This window comes from Novosphingobium mangrovi (assembly GCF_022818885.1).
GTDB classification, from domain to species: domain Bacteria; phylum Pseudomonadota; class Alphaproteobacteria; order Sphingomonadales; family Sphingomonadaceae; genus Novosphingobium; species Novosphingobium mangrovi.
In genome coordinates this window covers 71,622-92,264 of record NZ_JALHAT010000024.1, presented here as the reverse complement: position 1 = coordinate 92,264, position 20,643 = coordinate 71,622, and the positions used below count along the sequence as shown (strand labels likewise).

15 protein-coding genes are annotated in these 20,643 nt (G+C 67.2%); 6 read left to right on the top strand and 9 right to left on the bottom strand.

The window, feature by feature from the left end:
• Nucleotides 1-264 precede the first annotated feature (264 nt).
• Nucleotides 265-1,326: an MlaA family lipoprotein gene (locus MTR65_RS13430; RefSeq protein ID WP_243801022.1), complete on the top strand. Its 1,062-nt coding sequence runs from the start codon at nucleotides 265-267 to the stop codon at nucleotides 1,324-1,326.
• Between the two features lie 133 nt (nucleotides 1,327-1,459).
• Here MTR65_RS13430 and MTR65_RS13425 read toward each other — a convergent pair whose 3' ends face one another.
• From MTR65_RS13425 to MTR65_RS13415, 3 genes are all read right to left on the bottom strand, one after another.
• A complete protein-coding gene (locus tag MTR65_RS13425) occupies nucleotides 1,460-2,626 on the bottom strand; it encodes a glycerophosphodiester phosphodiesterase family protein (RefSeq protein WP_243801020.1) in 1,167 nt (388 codons plus the stop codon).
• A gap of 2 nt (nucleotides 2,627-2,628) precedes the next feature.
• Nucleotides 2,629-5,049, bottom strand: a complete 2,421-nt coding sequence (locus tag MTR65_RS13420) for a TonB-dependent receptor (RefSeq protein WP_243801017.1) — start codon at nucleotides 5,047-5,049, stop codon at nucleotides 2,629-2,631.
• Between the two features lie 328 nt (nucleotides 5,050-5,377).
• Entirely contained in the window at nucleotides 5,378-6,730 is a 1,353-nt protein-coding gene (locus tag MTR65_RS13415; RefSeq protein WP_243801015.1) for an LLM class flavin-dependent oxidoreductase, read from the bottom strand.
• Between the two features lie 227 nt (nucleotides 6,731-6,957).
• Here MTR65_RS13415 and MTR65_RS13410 point away from each other — a divergent pair, with 227 nt between their 5' ends.
• From MTR65_RS13410 to MTR65_RS13395, 4 genes are read left to right on the top strand one after another with little or no spacing between them, the layout of a single operon-like run.
• The gene (locus MTR65_RS13410; protein WP_243801013.1) at nucleotides 6,958-8,130 is read left to right on the top strand and encodes a M24 family metallopeptidase; all 1,173 of its coding nucleotides are present in this window, start codon (nucleotides 6,958-6,960) and stop codon (nucleotides 8,128-8,130) included.
• Nucleotides 8,120-9,469, top strand: coding sequence for an MFS transporter (locus MTR65_RS13405; protein WP_243801008.1), 1,350 nt, complete (start codon nucleotides 8,120-8,122; stop codon nucleotides 9,467-9,469). Before MTR65_RS13410 ends, MTR65_RS13405 begins: the two co-directional genes overlap by 11 nt.
• A 20-nt stretch (nucleotides 9,470-9,489) precedes the next feature.
• Complete coding sequence (locus MTR65_RS13400; protein ID WP_243801007.1) at nucleotides 9,490-10,860, top strand: LLM class flavin-dependent oxidoreductase; 1,371 nt, start codon at nucleotides 9,490-9,492, stop codon at nucleotides 10,858-10,860.
• A 42-nt stretch (nucleotides 10,861-10,902) separates the two neighbouring features.
• Entirely contained in the window at nucleotides 10,903-11,856 is a 954-nt protein-coding gene (locus MTR65_RS13395; protein ID WP_268739435.1) for an alpha/beta fold hydrolase, read from the top strand.
• 146 nt (nucleotides 11,857-12,002) lie between these two features.
• On the opposite strand, the gene MTR65_RS13390 is transcribed toward MTR65_RS13395, so the two are convergent.
• The 4 genes from MTR65_RS13390 to MTR65_RS13375 form a co-directional block, all read right to left on the bottom strand.
• Complete coding sequence (locus MTR65_RS13390) at nucleotides 12,003-12,896, bottom strand: LysR family transcriptional regulator (protein ID WP_243801006.1); 894 nt, start codon at nucleotides 12,894-12,896, stop codon at nucleotides 12,003-12,005.
• Nucleotides 12,897-12,926: 30 nt separating this feature from the next.
• Nucleotides 12,927-13,763 carry an alpha/beta fold hydrolase gene (locus MTR65_RS13385; protein WP_243801003.1) on the bottom strand — a complete coding sequence of 279 codons (837 nt, stop codon included), beginning with the start codon at nucleotides 13,761-13,763 and terminating at the stop codon, nucleotides 12,927-12,929.
• Entirely contained in the window at nucleotides 13,760-15,091 is a 1,332-nt protein-coding gene (locus tag MTR65_RS13380) for an MFS transporter (protein WP_243801001.1), read from the bottom strand. Before MTR65_RS13380 ends, MTR65_RS13385 begins: the two co-directional genes overlap by 4 nt.
• Nucleotides 15,092-15,252: 161 nt before the next feature.
• Entirely contained in the window at nucleotides 15,253-17,715 is a 2,463-nt protein-coding gene (locus tag MTR65_RS13375; RefSeq protein ID WP_243800999.1) for a TonB-dependent receptor, read from the bottom strand.
• Nucleotides 17,716-18,018: 303 nt separating this feature from the next.
• Here MTR65_RS13375 and MTR65_RS13370 point away from each other — a divergent pair, with 303 nt between their 5' ends.
• Nucleotides 18,019-19,242 carry a M24 family metallopeptidase gene (locus tag MTR65_RS13370; RefSeq protein ID WP_243800996.1) on the top strand — a complete coding sequence of 408 codons (1,224 nt, stop codon included), beginning with the start codon at nucleotides 18,019-18,021 and terminating at the stop codon, nucleotides 19,240-19,242.
• Nucleotides 19,243-19,248: 6 nt separating this feature from the next.
• Here MTR65_RS13370 and MTR65_RS13365 read toward each other — a convergent pair whose 3' ends face one another.
• Nucleotides 19,249-19,572, bottom strand: a complete 324-nt coding sequence (locus MTR65_RS13365) for a Rieske (2Fe-2S) protein (protein WP_243800994.1) — start codon at nucleotides 19,570-19,572, stop codon at nucleotides 19,249-19,251.
• Nucleotides 19,569-20,618, bottom strand: coding sequence for an NAD(P)H-dependent amine dehydrogenase family protein (locus MTR65_RS13360; RefSeq protein WP_243800991.1), 1,050 nt, complete (start codon nucleotides 20,616-20,618; stop codon nucleotides 19,569-19,571). Before MTR65_RS13360 ends, MTR65_RS13365 begins: the two co-directional genes overlap by 4 nt.
• Nucleotides 20,619-20,643 lie beyond the last annotated feature (25 nt).

Here is a 20,643-nt window from a genome sequence, read left to right as displayed (position 1 = left end):
GGCGAGGGGCAGAACGGCAGACGCACGTTGCAGGCTTGCCGCGCGCACCTCACCGGGCCTTTGGCGTGTGTTGCGTGAAATCGACAGGCCGTGCCGGGAACGCCGTCTCACTTGACCCGGGCAATTGACGAACGGGGGCTTCGCGCATAGCCGGGTAGGCACTTCCCCCATGTGTGCTACGCTTCACCCCCGAAGCCGTAGCCCGACTATCCGGCCCACCGCTGTGCGAACGCGGGCATGTGCCGCCAGACAAGGACGATACCCATGAGCCTGACGGCCGCTGCCGCCGCGTTGATGATCGGCTCCGCCATCCCCCAGGCGGTCGCGCAGGGTCCCGAGGACACCCTTGTCCCGGCCGCGCAGGAGGGACAGCCGCAAACCGAACAGGCACCTCTCGCCACGCCCGAAACGGCAGAAGCCCAAACGGCCCCAGACGATGTCGAGGCGGCCGATCCGGGCTTGCAGGGTTCGGAAATCATCGTGACCCGCCGCCCCGGAGCGCCTCCGGGCGATCCGCTCGAGGCGATCAACGAAACCTCGTTCGAGGTCGTGCAGTCGGTCGACAAGGCGGTCGTCGAGCCGGTGGCGAAGGCCTACAACAAGGGCATCCCGCATCCGGTGCGCGAAGGCCTGCGCAATGTCTTCTCCAACCTCCAGGAGCCGGTGGTCTTCGCTGCCTACATGCTCCAGCTGAAGCCAGGCAAGGCGCTGGAGACGGCTGGGCGCTTCCTCATCAATTCGACGCTGGGTCTCGCGGGCATCATCGACGTGGCCAAGCGCGAGCCCTTCAACCTGCCCTACCGGCCCAATGGGGTTGCCAACGTGCTGGGCTACTACGGCGTGGGGCCGGGGCCCTACATGTACCTGCCGATCATCGGCCCGACGACGGTGCGCGACCTCATCGGCGATTCGATCGACCGGCTGGCCTCGCCCGCGATGCTGGGCAAGCCCTTCACCAAGCCCGAGGTGGCGATCCCGATGATCACGCTCTCACAGCTGGGCGAACGCGCGGCCTTTGACGACGAGATCAACCGCATCCGCGACACTGACAACCCCTACGCAACCTATCGCGAGCTTTACCTGCGCCAGCGCGAGGCCGAGATCGAGGCGTTGCACGGGCGGATCACGCCCGATGTCGTGCCGGTCTATGGCCGCATGATGCCGACGGCAGGCAGCGAGCCCCAGGACACCCCCGAGTTGATCGAGACCCCCGAGGCGCCCGAGCCTGCCGCGCCCGCGGCCATCGCAGCGCCCGTGGAGCCGACGATCCGCTATGTCTCGGAGCCGGTCGTGCAGCCGCTGCCCGAAGGGTATGGTACCAGATAAAAGACCCGGTCCGAGGGCCATCGCCCTCGGTCTCCCCTAACGGTCGACCTCACCTTCCGAGCACGATGTGGCTTGAGAAAGGTGAGGTCGCCGATTCCGGGGTCAAGGGGCGATGGCCCCTTGAATCCTCACTTCATCCCTTGGGCATCGTGTCGATGGCGCGCCGGCCGAGCGCGGGATCGTCGGTGAAGAAGCTGTCGATGCCGGTTGCGATATAGGCCTGCATCATGCGCACCGAACCCTCGTCGTGGCGCGCAGCCTCGCCGCCTTCGCCGCGGTAGTCGGTGGGCAGGAAGACGTTCTCCGGGCGGAACGTCCAGGTCGAGACCTTGAGCCCGGCACCGTGCGCGTCGCGCACGAGCAGGGTCGGCGTGCCGAGAGGGCCGGGCTTGCCGTCCATCGTTCCGAAGGGAATGATCGACTGCAGGATGGGAGAGACCCAATCGGCGTACTCGCGCAGGCGCGCCAGGCCCTCGGGGCTATGCATCTGCGCGTAGGTCATGCCCTGGCCGCTCTGGGCGAGGTCCACCGGGTGCACGTTCATCGGCACGGTCAGCTGGAGCAGTTCGATGTTGCTCTGTCCCGCGATGCGCGGGCGCAGCCACTGGAGGTTGGTGACCTCGAAGCTCTGCACGATGACGGGCGCGCTCTGGAGGATGGAGCTGTCCTCCACCGCCGCGAGGAAGCGCTCCTCCAGCGGCAGACCGATGCCGCGAAAGTGGGTCGAGTGCTTGAGCTCGGGAATGAGGCCGATAGTGCGTCCGCGCGCGGCGGCCTCGGCGCCCACGAAGTCGGCAATCTCGGCGAGCGTGACGAGTTGGAACTGGCCGTCGTAGCGGTGGCTTTCCCCGCGCATTTCGACCGGCAGGCGCTCCACCGCGCGCAGCGACTTGATCTCGGCGAGGGTGAAATCCTCGGTGAACCAGCCGGTGACGTCCTTGCCATCGATGGTGCGCGTGGCCTTGCGGCCTGCGAACTCGGGCCGGGCGGCGACGTCGGTGGTGTCGGCGATGTTGTTCTCGTGGCGGGCGACAAGCACGCCGTCCTTCGTCGCGACAAGGTCGGGCTCGACGTAGTCGGCGCCGTCCTCGATCGCCTTGGCGTACGAGGCCAGAGTGTGCTCGGGGCGCAGCGCGGAGGCGCCGCGGTGGCTGATGAGGAGGGGCTTGGCCGGGGCCGTGCGCGGGGCCGGGACGCTGGTCTGCGTCCGAGCCTCCAACGCACCAGGCGCGGCCCCTGCAAGGGCCGCGCCGGCACCGGCGCGCAGGAGGGTCCTGCGCGACAGTGTGGTGTCGTTCATTTTCAGATACCTGCGGTGAAGGTCAGGAACCACTGGCGCGGGGCCAGCGGGAAGGTGGCGTAGACCGCGCTCGGACGGCCGGTGCTGATGGTGGAGGCACCCTTCTCGTCGAACAGGTTGGTGACGTTGAGCGAGACCGAGGCCTTTTCCAGCGGGATGTACCCGGCAAGGTCGAAGGCGATCCGGGCGTTGGCCATGTAGTAGGAGTCGACCACGCCGTCGTTGGTGTAGGTGGCGTAGCGCTTGCCGATGTACTGGCCCTCGATCTGCGCGTCGATCGGGCCGAAGTTGGCCGAGATCATGGTCTTGTTCATCCACTTCGGGCTGCCCGGGACCTGCTTGCCGTCGGTTGCGAAGACGGTCGTGCCGTCGGTGTAGTCGCTACCATAGCGCGAGCTGTTGAACGAGAGTGCGTTGTAGATCGAGAAGATCGAGCCCAGGCCCAGCGTGATCGAGGCATCGACACCGTCGGTCTTCACGCCGCCCACGTTGAACAGCGTGCTGGTGCCGCCCGTGATCGAACCGCCGCCAAGGCCGCCCACCGTCGTGCTGATCGAGAGCAGGCGGTTGGAAAAGTCGACGTGGTAGTAGTTGATCTGGGCGTCGAGCGAGCTGAGGAACGAGCCGGGGAACACGTGGTGGCTGCGCAGGCCCGCCTCGTAGGTCCAGGACGTTTCGGGACGGCCCACATCCTTGAAGTAGTCGAACGCGGCCTGGCTGCCCTGGCCCCACGGCGCGGTGCCGTAGTTGCGCATGTTCTTCTGGATGTTGAAGTAGATCTCTTCGGTGCCGTTGAAGTCATACCGCGCGCCGATGGCGGGCAGGAACCAGCGCTTGGTGCTGATCGAGCCCGAGGGCAGGCCGCCGTCCATGCCCGAGTAGGACCCGGCGACCGGCTGGATCGGGTACCAGCCTTCGGAGAAGACGAGGCTCGACTTGAAGCCGCCCAGGACCGTCAGGCGATCGGTCGCGTTCCATTCGTCCTGCAGGTGCAGCTGCAGCGTGTTTACACGGTATTCGAGCGAATACTGCGTGAACAGCTCGTCCTTCTGCCAGTGGTAGGGATCGGTCGGTGCGTTCACGTCAAGGGCGTACCACTTGCGCCAGGTCGTGCCCGAGTTGTGCTCGAACCAGGCGCCGGCCTGGAGGTTGTGGTTGCCAAGGTTCATGCGCAGCGTCGAGAGCGCGCCGGCGCGGTCGATGCGGTACTCGGTGACGCGGGTCACGTAGCCGCTCTCGCCGGTGACCTCGACCTGGCCTGCGCGGTCCAGCTCGGGATAGTAGGCGGCAACGACCGAGATCGACTGGCCGAGCGGGCCCGCGACAACGCCCTGGCCGTCGTTGTGGTGGTAGTAGACCTGATTGGTCCAGGTGGTGTTGGAACCCAGGTTCGCGTCGTACTTGAGGTAGCCGATGTAGTCGGTGCGCAGCGCGGCCGAGAAATAGTTGAGGTAGTTGCTGCCCTCCTCGGGCGGGGTGTCGCCGTTTTCATCGACGTAGTCGAGCGCGGCCTGGAAGTCGGGATACATGAACGGGCGCACGTAGGGCATGTAGGCCTGCGCGTCGTTGGCCGGGTTGACGAAAGTCGTCGTGCCGTCCTCGTTGGGCTCCTGCTTGTCCGAGAAGGCGGCGTAGAGGGTCAGCTTGCCCGCGTCGTTCTCGTGGACGAACTTGCCGTTGGCCTGCCAGCCGCCCTGGCGGCCGTCGAAGTCCCAGGCCCGGGCGCGGTGGCGCACGACCGAGACGTAGCCCGCGTTGGTGCCGTCGGCGTCGAATTCACCCGTGTCGAGGCGCACGAAGGTGCGCGAGGTGCCGTAGGAGCCCACCGTCTGGCGCACTTCGGCCGAAGCCTTGGCCTTGGGATCGGAGGTCGTCATCTCGATGCCGCCGCCCAGATTGATGTTGGAGGGCATGGCGAGGTCGCCCGCGCCGGTCGATACGACCACGTTGCCCATCGTTTCGGACACCATCGCGCGCTGGGGGGTGATGCCGGCAATGTTGCCGTAGCTGAGATCGCCCAGCGGCATGCCGTCGAGGCTGTAGCCCAGCTGGTTGATGGCAAAGCCGTGGATGAACAGCGACATGTTCTGTTCGTTGTTACCCCACGGATCGGCGGTCTGGTACATGACGCCGGGCATGGCCTGGACCGCGCGCAGGGGCGAGACGCCGGGAAGGATCTTCTGGACCTCGACCCCGTCCAGTTCGGTGGCCGAACGCGTGGTCTTGGCGGCAGTCACGATGATCGCGTTACCACCGGCCTCGTCGGCGGCGTCCGCAGCCGCCGCGGCGGCGGTCAGGCCTGCTGCGTTGCCGGTAGCGTCGTCCTCGGCGGTCTCGGCGAGGGCCGGGGCTGCGCCCGCGATCAGGGCTACGGCCAGGGTGCCCAGCGAGAGCGTGGCGCGCAAACAGGTCATTCTCTGCATTATCAACTTTTCCGTGCTATTTCAGGAGGTCGCGTCGGAGCGGTGAGCTAGGCAGGGGTGATGACCGTTTCGGGTCACTTGTGTGACCGGCGCGCGAATGGATGTCATGAGATGGACACGGGAACGTCGCGGATTCGTCGTGAAGTTCGCGCCGCATTTTCGGGCTTATGTGTGGCATTGGCGACACAGGCCACGCCTGCGCGCGAGTCGCGGCGCCCTCTCAGGATCAGGGGCCGTGCTGGAGGCGGAAAAGTTCCCTGTTGGACAGGTGAATAATCTGCATTCTCTTTAGCGCTAACTGCACGCAGCAGGCGCGGAGTTTCGCCTTCTAGAAGATCTCCGGCGCCATGCGGCTGTGCGGATCGTGGGTGAAGCTGTTCTCCGGTACCGCCAGTCCCAGGTTCGCGCGCAGGCTCGACCCCTCGTAGGCCTGGCGAAAGTGCCCGCGCTCCTGGAGGATGGGCACGACCTCGTCGACGAAATCGCTGAGCCCTGCGGGAAGGACCGGAGGGGAGATGACGAAGCCATCGGCCGCGCCCTCGCGCTCCCAGGCAATCAGGGTCTCGGCAATGTCGGATGCGGTGCCCACGACGCTGTGGCTGGTGCGCCCCCCGGCCACGCGGCGGGCCAGTTCGCGCAAGGAGAGCGTCTCGCGCGTGGCGAGTTCGAGCACCCGGTCGCGGGTGGAGTTCTGCCCGGCAAGCGCGGCCTCGGGCAAGGTGGGAAGTGGGCCATCGGGATCGTGGCCAGACAGATCGATATTGCCGAGCAGCGCCTCCAGCTTGGAGAGCGCCACCTGCGTCGGGATCAGCGCGTCGAGCTCGCGCTGGAGGTCCTTCGCCTCGGCGCGGCTGGCGCCCAGGATCGGGGTGATCGCGGGCATGACCTTGAGGCTTTCGGGACTGCGTCCGAATTCGGCAAGCTGCGCGTGCATGGCGCTGCGGAAAGCCTTGGCGGTGGCGATGGTGGGGTGCGAGGTGAAGATCACTTCGGCATGTCCGGCGGCAAAGCGCTGTCCGGTCGCCGAGGCGCCGGCCTGGACCAGCACGGGATGGCCTTGGGGGCTGCGCGGCACGGTCAGTGGACCTGCCACGCGGAAGTGTTCGCCTGCGTGGTTCACCGCCGAGATGCGGCCCGGGTCGGTGCAGCGCCCGCTATCCTTGTCGGCAAGGTAGGCGCCTTCCTCCCAACTGTCCCACAGCCGGCGGGCCACCGCGACGAATTCCTCGGCGCGCGCATAGCGTTCGGAATGGCCCATGTGCGCCTCGCGGCCGTAGTTGTGCGCCTCGTTCTCCATGGTGGAGGTGACGATGTTCCAGCCCGCGCGCCCCTTGGACAGGTGGTCGAGCGAGGCGAAACGGCGGGCCAGGTCGTAGGGCTGGCTGTAGGTGGTCGAGGCCGTGCCGATGAGGCCGATCGTGTCCGTCGCCGCCGCAATGGTCGAGAGGACGGCGAGCGGATCGAGCTTGGGGCTCTCTGTCCCTGCGAAGATCTCCGCGCTCTTGACCGGGTGATAGCCCACGTAATCGGCGAGGAAGACGCCGTCGAACAGGCCGCGCTCGGCGGTCTGTCCCAGCTCACGGAAATAGTCGATGTCGCACAGCGCTCGCTCGGCCGCACGGGGATGGCGCCAGCCAGCGATATGTCCGCCGGTCTGCATCATGAAGGCGAGCAGTTTCATCGTCGAGAATCCCAAATCGCGAAAGTGGCCGGAAGTGAAGGGCACTGCGCGAAAGGGCCGGTCGAACCGGCGGCAGGGCCTGCGTCGGCATTCCAACAAGCACGAACACGCAAACGATGCCAATCAGGAATCCATGGAGGCGATAAGCCTATTTGATTTCGATCAATGACGGGGCCTTGGTACCCCTTGGCTCTCGATTTTCGCGTCTTGTGGAGCCCGACCTGCCGATGCTGATAAACCGCCCCCGCGCCGATACGCTGATGGACCGTGACGGGATCGATGTGGTCGTCGCCTCCACGCCCATCAATACCTTCTATCTTTCGAGCTGGGCGACCGACGCCAGCTGGGGCTTTGGCGATCTGGCGCTGGCGATCCTGCCGCGCGACCATGCCCGCGATGCCGCGGTGCTCACGGTCGAGGTCGACATGGGCCAGCCCCAGCAGGGACAGGGCACCTGGATGGCGGTGCGCGGCTATGCCCGCAAGCCCGGCATCGGCGCGGGCGGCGTGCAGGGGGCGCTGACCGCCGAAGGCCTGCCCCAGAACCACCAGGAGGCGGTCGCGCAGTACTTGCGCGAGATGGGGCTCGAGCGGGCGAGGGTTGCCTTCGAGGACCGGGGCCTTGGTCTCGACGTCCAGACGCTGCTCGGCGGAACGATCGAGATCTGTCCGGCGCGCGATCTCCTGCGCGACATGCGCATGGTCAAGACCCCGGCGGAGATGGCGCGCATGCGCGCCGCGGCCCGCAAGACCGAACTCGCGCTCGAAGTCGCCGCCGAAGCCGTGGCGGCGGGCGCTTCGTGCGCGGAGGCCGAGCGGGTGTTCTGGTCGGCCGCCGCGCTTGCCGGAGGGCGGCCGGTGTTCCTTCTCATCACCCCCTACCGCCCCGCCTTCGGGCGCCTGCCCAAGAACGCGCCCTTGCTGCCGGGCGACATGGTGACTTTCGATGCGACCGCCGAGTTCGACCATTACACCAGCGATATCGGGCGCACGGCGGTGATTGGTGAACCCAATCCCGAGCAACTCAAGCGCTACAACGCGACGCGGCTGGGCTGGCGCGCCTCGCTTCCCCACTTTCGCCCCGGCGCACTTTCGAGTGACGTCGAGAAGGCGGTCGTCGAATGCATCAAGGACCACGGCAATCCCGACTTCAAGGCGGCCGGGCTCCATTCGGTGGGGCTCGAGCACACTGACCACCCGCACCCGGGCGGGGGCATGCACGCCTTCGAACTGGTCGACAACATGGTGCTGAGCTGCGATCTGCCCTGGATCGGGCCGGGCATCGGCAAGTTCCACTTCGAGGACATCATCTACCTCGATGGCGAGCGGGTCGAGATCCTGAACGATGCGGACGGGCGCCTCCTGGCCTGCATCGACGGACGGACCGTGCGTGTCGACTGAGGCGCTCCCCACCGCGCAGGAGAGCGCCTATCCGCCGCTGCAGCGCAGCCTCTTCCCGATGCTGCTCCTGTTTCTGGCCGCCAACTTCTACAGCATCGACAAGGCCATCGTCGGTGTGCTGGCCGAGCCGATCAAGGCGGATCTGGGTATCGACGATATCCAGATGGGCCTCCTCATGGGGCTGGCCTATTCGCTGCTGAGCGGGATCTGCGGGTTGTGGCTGGGCTCGCTGATCGACGCCAGGGTGCGCAAGAACGTGCTGGGCTGGGCGATCATCGTCTGGAGTGTCTCCACCGCGCTCGGCGGCCTTGCTCCCAACTTCGAGGTCTTCTTCGTCCTGCGCGCGCTGGTGGGCCTGGGCGAAGCGGCGGTGGCGCCCGCCGCGCTTTCGCTCATCGCGGACATGTTTCCGCCAGCGCGGCGGGGGCGCGCGATCAGCGCCTACCTCATCGGCGCGACCATCGGCACGGCGCTCTCCTCGGTCATTCCCGGCTACATCGTTGCCGCCGATCTGCACCTGTCCGTGCCGGGGTTTGGCGAACTGGTGCCCTGGCGCACGGCTTTCCTGCTGTGTGGCCTTGTCGGTCCGGTGGTGGGCCTGCTTTTCTTTGCCGTGCGTGAGCCGGCACGCCGGGGCCAGGCCTCCGCCTGCGCCGAACCGTCGCGCGCCGCCGAGAAACTCGCTTACCTGTGGCGTCAACGCCGTGTTGTCGTGCCGCTCTTCTCGGGCTTCTGCCTCTACTACGTGGCCTTCGTGGGCGTGAGCGCCTGGACGGCGCCGCTTCTCATGCGCACCTTCGCGCTCACCCTGCCCGAGATCGCCAACCTCCTGGGGCTGGGCCTGCTCATCGCCGGTCTGGGGGGCTATTTCCTGGGCGGGATGGTCGCGGATTCGCGTCTCGGCGCGGGCAGGGGCGGACGTATCCTGGTCATGGCCGCACTTCCCGTGCTGGCGCTTCCGGCGGGGCTTGCCGGACTGGCGCCGGGGCTTGTTCCGGCCATCGTGTGCCTGGCCGCGATCAGCCTGGCGACGCCCATGCTCAATGTCGCGATGAACGCGACCGTGCAGGAGATCGCGCCCAACGACATGCGCGGCTTTTCCTATGCGCTGCTCAGTGTCGTTGCCGCGCTTCCGGCAGGGGCGGGCGGGCCGTTCCTCATTGCCTTCGTCTCGCAGACGGTCCTGGGCGATGAAGCGCGCATTGCGGCCTCCTTTGTCATTGTTGTCCTGCCCGCACTCGCATTGGCGAGCCTGTGCTTCCTCCTTGCCTGGCGTGCCTACGCCCGGGCCGAACCCGACAGCGAACTGGCGCGCGTCATCCGCGCCAGCCACGCCTGACCGATCCGGAGATCCTGTCCATGTCCGAAACACAGCGCCAGATGATCCTGGCGACCTTCATCCACAACAGCGGTGCGCATCCGGGCGGCTGGCGCTGGCCGGGCGCGCCTGCGGTCGACCAGCACGACTTTGCGCATTATGCGCACCTCGCCCAGACCGCCGAGCGCGGCAAGATGCACTGCTATTTCTCGGGCGACAGTGTCGGTTTTCCCTCGATCTCGGGCAAGGAGGCCTTTGCCGCGACGGACTATGCGGGCAAGCTTGAGCCGACCACGCTGCTGGGCGCGCTGGCGGCGGTGACGCAGAACATCGGCCTCATCGCCACGGCCTCGACCACCTACAACGAGCCCTACAACATCGCCCGCCGCTACGCCTCGCTCGACCATCTTTCGAAGGGACGTGCGGGCTGGAACGTGATCACGTCGGCGAGCGATGGCGAGGCGCGCAACTTCGGGCGCGATGCGAACATGGACCATGCCGGGCGCTATGCGCGCGCGGAGGAATTCGTCGATGTCGTGAAGACCCTGTGGGACAGCTGGGAAGACGGCGCGCTGCTGCGTGACCGGGAGAACGCGCGCTACTTCGATCCCGACAAGGTCCACGAACTCGCGCACGAGGGCGAGTTCTTCAAGGTAGCCGGGCCGCTCAACGTCGCGCGTCCGCCTCAGGGGCACCCGATCATCGTCCAGGCGGGCGGGTCGGAAGCCGGCCGTGCGCTTGCCGCGCGCACCGCCGATCTCATCTTCACCGCCGCCCGTTCGCTGGAGGTGGCGCGCGAATTCTACACCGACATGAAACGGCGGGCCGCCCTCTTCGGGCGCAACCCCGATCACATGAAGGTGATCCCGTCTGTCCAGTTCCTCGTGCGCTCCACCGAAGAAGAGGCGCGCCGTGCCGAGGCCGAACTGCTCGCCCTCGTGCCCGAGGCGCTCGCGCTGCGCACGCTCTCGCTCCAGCTGGGCGTCGACCTCTCGCATCTCTCGCCTGATGATCGCCTGCCCGACATCCCGGAGACAAACGGGGGCAAGTGGGTGCAGGAATCGATCGTGCACATGGCCCGCGAGGAGGACCTGCCGATCGGTGTTTTGGCACGCCGCGTGGTGGTCTCGCGCGCGAGCTTCTCGTTCGCGGGGACGCCCGAACAGGTGGCGGACCTGTGCGAGGACTGGTTCCGCAAGGGGGGGGCGGACGGCTTTTCGCTTTCGCCCAACTACCTGCCGGGGGGGCTGGAGGACTTCGTCGACGAGGTCATCCCGATCCTCCAGCGCCGGGGGCTGTTCCGCACCGAGTACGAAGGCGGGACCTTGCGCGAGAATCTGGGGCTGCCGGTGCCGGAAAACGCCTTCGTGGCCGATCCGACGCTGGGCCGCGAGCCGCGCATGTGGGCCTGAGCGGCCTTTGCACGATGTATTTCAAAGGGGAGTGAAGCAGCCATGATCAGCCGTCGAAACCTGGGCCGGGGCGCGGGCCTTCTGGCCGCCGCATCCGCGCTTGCCGGAACGCGCGCCGTCTCCGCCGCGACGGGCGCCGCCGCCAGTGCAACATCGGACCTGCCGTTCCCGGGGGAGTGGACGCGCACGGGCACCTTGCGCCGGGCAGGCGGCGTCCTGCACTACGCGGTGGTGGGCGAGGCCGTGCCCGGTGTCCCGCCGGTGGTGCTGCTGCACAAGCTGGGCGGCTGGCTGTCGGACTGGCGCCATGTCGCGCCGCTTCTGGCCAAGGGGCGGCAGGTCATCGCCTTCGACCTTCCCGGCCACGGCGGCTCGCGCTGGGACGGCGCGCCGCCCTATATCCAGACGCTGGGTGAGACCGCCGCGCTGCTTGTCGGGGCGTTCGACGAGATGGGTTTTGACAAAGTCGACCTTATCGGCACGTCGCTGGGCGGGTGCCTCGCCGTCCCGCTCGCCGCGTTCTGGCCCGAGCGGGTGCGCTCGCTTTCGCTGGTCTCCTGTGCGTTGGGCTCCAAGCGCTCGCTCGAGCAGATCCACGCCATCGTCGATGAAGGCCAGAAGGACCTTTTCGATGCCAACGGCGACCCGGTGCCGACCCCGCCCGAGCTGCTGGAACAGATCTTCGGGATCGTGAACACCGGGCCCATCAACCAGGAAGGCATCCTCAGCCGCAAGGCCGCCGGGCATTGGATCCAGCCGAGCGAACGCGGCGTTGCGATCACCGACATCGTCGGCACCATGCCGCGTATCCCGGTGCCAACGCTCATGGTCTACGGCGAATTCGACAAGGCCTACATCAAGTTTCGCGCCACGGCCGAGGCCGCGCTGCAGGACGGGCGGACCGAGGTGGTCGAGCAGGCCGGGGCGTTCGTCATGCAGGACAACCCGGAAGGGACGGCGCGGGTACTGGAAGCATTCCTGTCCAGGTTCCCGTAAGAAGAAGGGATATTTCAAGGGGCCATCGCCCCTTGACCCCAAAAACGGGCAGCCTCAGGGCTCTCGCGCCAGCGTGGCCGAGACTGGTGAGGTCGCCAGTTCGGGGAGCCCGAGGGCGATGGCCCTCGGATATCTCTTCTAGTTGTCTAACCCTCGCAGGACCGGCGGATGACGGCTTTGAGCTGGCGGACCATGCGGGTCTCGTAGCGGTCTTTCAGGGTCACGAAGCCGAAGGCGGGGGCGGGGATGGCCGATCCGCCCACGCGGCGCAGCGTGCCGTCTTCCAGTTCGCCGTCCACTGCATCGCAGCCGATCATGCCCAGCATCCCGCCATCGAGGATCAGCGAGCGGTGCAGCGCCGCGGAGGAGACGCGCACGGTGCGGCAATCCGGGTGGTAGCCGAAGCGGGCCATGGCCTCGGCAAATTCGCTGGTCTCGAAGGGGTCGAGCGTGTCGTAGGCGCTCAATTGCGACCACACGAAGCTGCGCGGATCGACGCCGCTGGCCTCGTCGAAGACGGGATGGTCGGCGCGCGCGACGATGGCGTAGTCGCGGCGAAACAGCGGTTCGAAGTCGAAGGCCTTGTCCTCGAAATCGGGGGGCAGGCCGCAGAAGGCAAAGTCGAGATCGCCTGCCGAGAGGCGTTCGAGGAGCTGCGTGGTGTAGCCATCACGCACGCGCAGATCGACCGGCAGGCTCTGTTCGATGAAGGCGCGCAGCGTCTGGGTCAGCCATTCCGAAACGAGGATCGGGTGCAGGCCCATCGCAATGCGCGGGTGGCGGTCGGCCTCGGTCAGTTCGGCGACGATGCGGCGTTCCTCGGCCAGCATCAGGCGCGCGCGGCGCACCAGCTTCTCGCACATTTCGGTGGGGCGCACGCCCGAGGGGCCGCGCTCGAAGAGGGTGGTGTTGAACTCCTCCTCGAGCTGCTTGATCGAGAGGGTGAGCGCGGGCTGCGTGATCCCGATCTCCTTGGACGCCTTGCGCAGGCTGCCGCTTTCGTAGATCGCGATCATGCGCTTGAGCTGGATCAGGTTCACGCGTTCGGGGCCCTTTCGGTCAGGTGTGCATCAGGGATCGAGGAAGCCGGTGATCGTCTCCACGACGCGCGCGGTTTCCAGCTTGAGCACGCCGTGGGCGACGCCGGGCATATCAACGCGCTGGCCGTTCGCGAAGAGATGCGACGTGCGCCGGGTGACCTCCCACAGGTCGTCCTCGGGATTCATCACCAGGACCGGCTGGGTGACCTTGGCCATCGCGCCCAGGAAGTCGTAGCGGTAGACCGCGATGTAGCCCCAGGGCATGCGCGAGCCCAGACGCAGGCATTCGGCCATGCTGACGTGGCGCTCTTCCCAGGTAATGCGCGGGTCCGAGAGGGTGCCGATGATCGCCCAGAGCTTCTCGACATGGGCAAGGTCCGCCCCAGGCTCGGGAAAGGCGCCGCGCAGGTTCGCGAGCTTGGTCTGGCGCACATCCTCAGGGTAGGCCGCAAGGCCGAAGACGACGACCCGGCGCACACGCTCGGGGCGGCTCTGGGCAAGTTCGGTGGCGACGAGCGATCCGGTGTGGAAGCCCATGACATCGTAGGTCTGCGTATCGGCGGGCAGCACGCCGTCCTCGGCCAGCCGGGCCATGAAGGCATCGGCGGTGGCCGCGTAGTCCTCGATCGTGGTGGGGGCATCGGGCCCGTCGCTCATGCCGTAGCCGGGCGTGTCGAGGGCGATGACGGTGCGACCCTTTGCCAGTGGCTCCAGGATCGGCAGCCAGTCGGCCGAGTGCGAGGGGGTCTGGTGCAGGCACAGGAGCGGCGGACCGCTTTCTTCGCCCGCAGTGCCGGAGAAGGGCGCGATGCGGTAGTGCAGCTGGCCATAGGGGCCGGGCGCGTAGCCGCGCGTGATCGAACTCATGCAAGGGTCTCCTGTTCGCGCGCAATGGCGGAGGCCGCCGTGAAGGCAAGGAGTGCCGAGAGGCCCAGAGCAACGGTGCCCACAATGGCCATCGACCAGCCGACCTGGGCCGGATCGGCAAAGACGTTCTCGGTCAGTCCGGCCACGGCAATGGGGCCGAGCGAGGCGCCGATCAACGTCATCACGAAGGCATAGAGCGCGACCGCGAAGCCGCGGAGCGAGGGCGGGGCGATCTCGGAGAGGATGGCGAGCATGGCCGTCCCGTAGAGAGCCATGACGCCCATGATTGCGCCCAGCAGCAGCGTGGCCAGAGCGGCGCTTCCGGCAAGGACGGGAAGCGCGGAAGGAATGGCGAGGAGCGTCAGCGTTGCGGCAAGGCGCATGCGCAGCGCGGCTCCACCACGCGCGCCCACTTTGTCGACCACGATGCCCGCAAGCCCAGCGCCGAGGACCGCCCAGACGATCTGTCCGGTGCCAAGGCTCTGTCCGGCCGTGCCGATGTCGAGGCCATACTGGCGGGTGAGGAACACCGCGCCCCACATCGTCGCCACCGATCCGCCCACCGCGAAGAGGGCGAGGGCGCCATAGTAGCACCCGAAAATGCGCGCGCGGGCCGCCATGGCGCGAAGACCCTCACCAAAGGAAAGCGCGCCCGCTTGTTCCTGGCCCACGGCCGTGTCGATGCGCCGGGGCGGCTCGCGCAGCGCGAGGAGCAGAAGCAGGATGACAGCGCCGCTCGCCCCGACGAGGATGAAGGTGAGGCGCCAGGGGGCAAGCCCGCCGATGAAGGGCAGGCCTGCAAAGACGCCGCGCGGCGCGGCATCAAGGATGAGCCCGCTGATGAGCGAGCCCAGGCCATAGGCGATCATGCTGCCAAAGACGTAGAGCGCCATCGGGCGCCCGCGGCGCTCAGGGGGGAAGAGATCGCTGATCATGGTCACCGCACAAGGGCCCAGGACCGCCTCGCCCACGCCGATGAACAGGCGCGAGGCGAACATCGCGCCGAAGCCTTCGGCAAGGCCGCCGGCGATGGTGGCGAGGCTCCAGACCACGATCCCGGCGATCAGCAGCTTGCGGCGGTTGACCCTGTCGGCAACGGCGCCGAGCGGCAGGCCCACGGTCACGTAGAAGATCGCAAAGGCAAAGCCCTGGAGCAGCGCGATCTGCATTTCGGAAATGCCGAGATCGGCGCGGATGGGGTCGACGACAAGCGCGAGCATGCCGCGGTCGATGGTCGAGATGACCTGGGCCAGGAACAGCGTGGCAACGGTGATCCAGGCCAGAAGCGGGCCGGTGGGCGCAGGTCCCTCCCGGTCGGGCATGTGCATGACGATTTCCCCCTGGGGCGCGAGTATAGGCGGGCGGGTCGCGGGGCCTTCGGGCGCGGTCCGGTTATCCGGGGAACGGTCACGCGGCCGGGGGCAAACCGCTTGAAACTGATAAAAAGCCGTGGCGGGCCCTCCCATCGGAGCACCCGCCACGTGAGGGGTCAGAAGTTGACCGTGCTGCGCAGGCCGAAGGTACGCAGTTCGCGAAGCGCGACCGCGACCCCGGCGTTGGCCGACAGGTACTGGAACGTGCTGTCGAGCAGCGAGAAGTCGATCGCGTTGGGATAGGCCTTGTTGTTGAACAGGTTGGTCACGAAGCCTTCGAGACGGAAGCTGTCGTTGCCAAAGCCCAGACGCACGTTGACCTGGGTCATGTCGGGCGTCTTGGTCAGGTTCGAGGCGTTGGTGTAGATGCCCGACTTGTAGGTGAAGTCGGCGCGCGCGAAGGCTTCCACGTCCTCGCCCACGGGTCGGCGGTAGTCCACCGAGGCCGAGGCCGAGTAGCGCGATGCGAGCGGATTGTGTTTGCCGCTGAAGTCGGTGATGCCGGTGAGGCCGGTCACCGTCGGCGCGCTCAGTTCCTGGATGTCGCTGTCGTTGTACGAGCCGTTGGCGCCCAGCGTCAGATGCTCATCGAGGGCGAACGAGAGTTCGGCCTCAAGCCCGTACATGTTGACCTTGCCGGTGTTGAGCTGGGCCTGCAGGTTGTAGACCTGATTGTCAGCCGGGTCGATCAGGTTGATGACGTTGGCGTTGAGCTGGTTGTCCCAGATGCCGTACCAGGCTGCGAGCGAATAGCGCAGGCGATTGCCGAACAGGCGGCCCTTGGCGCCGATCTCGAAGTTGTCGAGGGTTTCGGGCTCGACCGCCACGCGCAGGCCCGCATCGGCGGCAAGCTGCTGCGCCTGCGCGCTGAGGTTCGAGAGGAACACGGTGTTGAAGGCCGCCGGGTTCACGCCGCGCGAGTAGGAGGCATAGACCATCATCTCGGGCGTGACGTCGTAGTTGACGATCACGCGCGGGGTGAAGTTGCGGTAGGTCTCCTTGGCGAGCAGCGAACCGCCCTCGTAGTAGCCTTCAGGGGCAAATGCGTCGGAGGCAATGGTGATCCCTGTCGGCTGGGCGTAGGCGTACATCGTGTCGATCTGGTAGCGCCCGTCGAAGTTGATCGAGAGTTCGGGCGTGATCTCGTAGCCCAGGCCGAAGAAGGCGCCGAAGGTGCGGTTGCGGGTCTTGCCGCTCACGATCGAGAAACGCGTGGTGCCAAGCCCCCCCGGGCTGCCGCCGCCCGCGCCGTGGTAGGTTGCGTTGAGGTAGCTGCCGCCGACCGTGGCGGTGAACGGCCCACCGTCGTCGTAGCTCGCGCGCACTTCCTGCGAGAAGTCCTTGAGCACGGCCTCGACGAGGTAGGGGTAGTCGTAGAAGTCCCGCGCGCCCGGATCGTTCGAGGAATTGGGGATGGTCGTGTTGTAGTAGAGGTCGAGGTCGGAGAGCTGGCTGCGGCGCTCGTTGTTGTAACCCGTCAGCGAGGAGAGCGTGATGCCGCTGCCCACGTCCCAGTCGAGCGCCATGTGCAGGTGGTAGAAGCGCGCGAGGAGGCCGTAGCCGTCCGGGCCGTTCTTGGGATCGATCACGCGGCCCTGCGGGTTGGCGAGGAAGTCCTGGATGTAGGGCGTGTCGACGGTGTTGGTCGAGGGCGTGCCGGCCGGAAGGCCGGGCAGGGTGCCGCAGAAGTACGGGTTGGAGCCGAAGGAGCAGTTCGAGCTGTCGGGCACGATGACCGCGCCGCTGGGATCGCGCAGCTCGTAGGCCGAGAGGAAGCCGGTGGCGTTGGGGCCATCGTCGTTCTCGGAGATGAGGCCGAAGACCTTGGCGGTGAAGTTGGGGGCGGGCGTGAACTCGACCGCAAGCGTCCCTGCGCGGGTGCGCTGGTCGCCCAGCATCTGGCCCGGAACGCCCTGGTTCTCCCACGAGCCGCCGCGCGCGGTTTCCTGCACGCTGGCGCGGAAGCCGACGAGGCCCTCGATCAGCGGACCGCCGATGGAGGCCTTGAGCTCGTGGTTCTCGCGCGTGCCGATCATGCCGGTGACGCTGGCTTCGAGATAATCGGGCGCGGTCTTGGTGACGACGTTGACAGCGCCGGCAAAGGTCTGGCGGCCGAAGTAGGCGCTCTGCGGACCTTTGAGGACCTCGATGCGCTCGGGGCTGGCGATGGTCTGCAGGCCCGTCGAGCTGGAGATCGGCACGCCGTCGATGAACATCGAGGTGGTCTGGATGAGCGAGCTGGACGGCGTGAAGCCGCGCACGATGATCTGCTGGAACGAGCGGTCGTTACGGCCCGACGAGCTGGTCACGATCTTGAGGCTGGGGGTGTAGTCGGAGATGTCGTTGATCGACTGGATGCCGCGCGCCTCGATTGCCTCGGAGGTGAGCGCGGTGACCGAGATCGGGGTCTTGAGGATGTCCTCGCCGCGCTTGCGGGCGGTCACCAGGATTTCATCGCTCGGCGCGCTGGCTGCGCTCTCGACGCTTTGGGCCTGGGCCGTGCCCGAGGCGAGCGCGAGAGCGACGAAAGGCACAGAAGACAGAAGGAGTGCCCGGCGGGCCCCCAGAATGCTGGTCATGCTTGATTCCCCATTTTGTCGTGCCGGTTCGTTGGCGCCTGCCTCTTGGGCGGGCGGCCGCTCCGGCACGATCCCTGTTATTTGGCGATGACGGCCCGTTTCCGTGTTCTTGTTGTCTTCCCTCGTGGCGGGTTGCCGTCACCTGGTGTCCACCCGTTGCCGCGACTGGTATCACCGCGCCCGGAACGGCTGAAATCAGAAGCCCTTATCGCCATTAAGGATTCCTGATTGGCGCAGAAGCTATGCGCCATGCTCCTGTGCGTGCCGAACGCCAGAACAGACATTTCGGGAAAAGCCGCCGCCATGACACTACAGCCCCTCCTCAACCGCGACGTCGCGCAAGGCTGCCTGGAGGCCGCTGAGGTCTCTGCACTGGTGCTGAGCGATCCGACCAACATCTACCAGGCCACCGGCTTCTGGCCCCAGACCGTGGCGATGGGGCAGGCGGGGGCGGCCTTTGCCATCGTGCCTGCCGACAAGGGGGCCTGCGTTACCCTCATCACCAGCCAGTTCATCCACTACCTCCACGATGTGGAGGCGCCGGTGGAGGGAGGCGCGCTCGACATCCGCCTGTTTACCGCACCCGATGGGCTGGAGGGCGATGCCGCGCCGCCGATCTTCCTCTCCGCGCCTCCGGGAGGCAGCCCTGATACGCTCGATGCGCTGAGCCAGGAGACCACGCGCGCGACCTTGCAGCTCCACCGTCCCTATCCCGACGCGGCCAGCGCGCTGCGCGATGTGCTGGCCGGGACGCGCGGAACCATCGCCACCGATTCCCCGATGATCGATGCGATCCTGGGCGAGCGCTTGGCATATCGTCTGGCCGCACCGTTCCTGCGCCGCATCCGCATGATCAAGTCCCCGCGTGAGATCGAGCTCATGCGCCACGCCGCGCAGAACAACGCCGATGCGGCGCGCGCGGCGATCCAGCAGATGGGGGCGGGCAGCACCTATGAGGACATGCGCCTGGCCTTCTTTGCCGAGACCGGAAAGCGCGGCGGGATCCCGCTGTTCATCTCGACCGACAGCATGACCATGCGCAAGCGCGACGGCGTGCTGCGCGATGGGCGCAGCTTCCAGATCGACGCGGTCAGCCACTATGCGGGCTACCATGGCGATTATGGCCGCACCGTCTTCGTGGGCGAGCCTGACCCGGTGGTGATGCACATGGTCGAGGCCGCGCAGTGCGCCAACGAGGCCATTGCCGGTGCGCTGAAGCCGGGCCTTCGCTATTCCGACGTGCGCCGGATCGGCCAGGAGGCGGTCGCGCGCGCGGGCTACGAGATCGCGATTCCCTGCGCCGCGCACAGCGTGGGCCTGTTCCACACCGACGAGGCCTATGCCGACGACAGCCTGCACTTTCGCAAGGACGACCACCTGATCGAGGCGAACATGGTGCTCAGCGTCGATTGCCCGGTGCTGCACCTCGATGCGACGGGCAATGTCCACCTCGAGGACCTCTGGCTTATCACTGAGGATGGCTGCGAACCGCTTAACCGCCGCGACGAGCCCTTTATCCGCATCTAGCCGGAGCTAGAGCGCGACGAAGACCGTGCCCTCCTCCACCTGCACCGGGTAGGTGGCAAGCGGCGCGCTGGCCGGGGGATTGAGTGGTTCACCGCTGGCAAGATCGAAGCGCGCGCCATGGGCGGGGCAGGCGATCCACCCTTCGCGCACGAGGCCGCAGGCAAGTTCCTGTTCGGCGTGGCTGCACCAGGGCGAGATCGCGTGGATCTGCCCGCCCGAACGGCACAAGAGGACGGGGCGCGCCGGGTCGCCAATCCGCACGAGCCGCGTGCCGTCTTCAGGTACCTCCCCGACCTCTCCGGCGGGCCAGAAGTGCCCGGGCGAGGTCATTCGGGCGCAGTTCCCTGGCGCCACGCCCCCACCGGCGCAGTGACGAGGCCCACATCCTCCAGGCCCAGAATGCCTGGGCGCGCGGCGACAAGGTGGGGCAGCGCGTTGACGGCGGGCAGCGCGGTCAGCACGCTCCAGTCGCTCCCCTGCCAGTCTGGCGCGACGAAGCGCACGCGCATCTCGACATCGGGCTCCCCGCGCACCGCGACGTGGTAGTGGTCGGCATCGAAGGTCCAGGCCTCTTCCAATTCTTCGGTCAGATACCAGGCGACCTCGATGCGCGCGACTTGCGTGCCGCCGATCCGCCCGCTCCAGGCGGAACGCAGCGCGCCAAAGGTGCCCTTGGGGATCTGCATGAAGCCCAGGTCCACGTCCCGCGCGGCGCGCGCGTGCGCGATCTCGAACTCCAGCGCATCGAGTTTGAGGCCGAGCGCGCCTGCCAAACGCGTGGCCGCATCGCGAAAGGACACCATGGCCCCTCGCGCGGCCTGCAGAACCGCGGCATCGGCCTCGGCGCGGCCGATGCCCAGCGCATCCCAGGTCTCCTTCGAGGCGTAGTTCGACACATCGGTCGATTCCGAGATGGTGACGCTGTCCACCTTGCGGCACACTGCGGTGAGCCCGGCGGCGACCTGGTTGATCCAGCCTGGGTTGACCCCGCTGATGAGCAGCGAGCTTTCCCCCTCGCGGCAGGCGGCCTCCAGCCGCTCCATTACCGCGCCGGTCAGTCCGCCGCAGTTGAGAAGCAGGTTGGTGCTCACGACATTGATCCCGGCGCGCAGCAGGCGATCCAGGTGGTCAAGATCGGCCAGGAAGGGCGTGTAGACGACCGCATCGGGCGCAAGGGCAATGAGCGCTGTGACATCGCCTGTCGCCGCGATCCCGCAAGGCGGGCGCTGGCACAGCGCGCCGGCATCCTCGCCGACCTTGCCGGGCGAATGCGCATAGAGCCCCACGAGTTCGAGGCGCGGATCGTCGAGGATTGCGCGCAGGGCGCAGGTGCCGACCTTGCCCGTGGTCCATTGCACCACCTTCATGGGGGGCATCGTGATCGTCTCCCGGTTCGCCGCG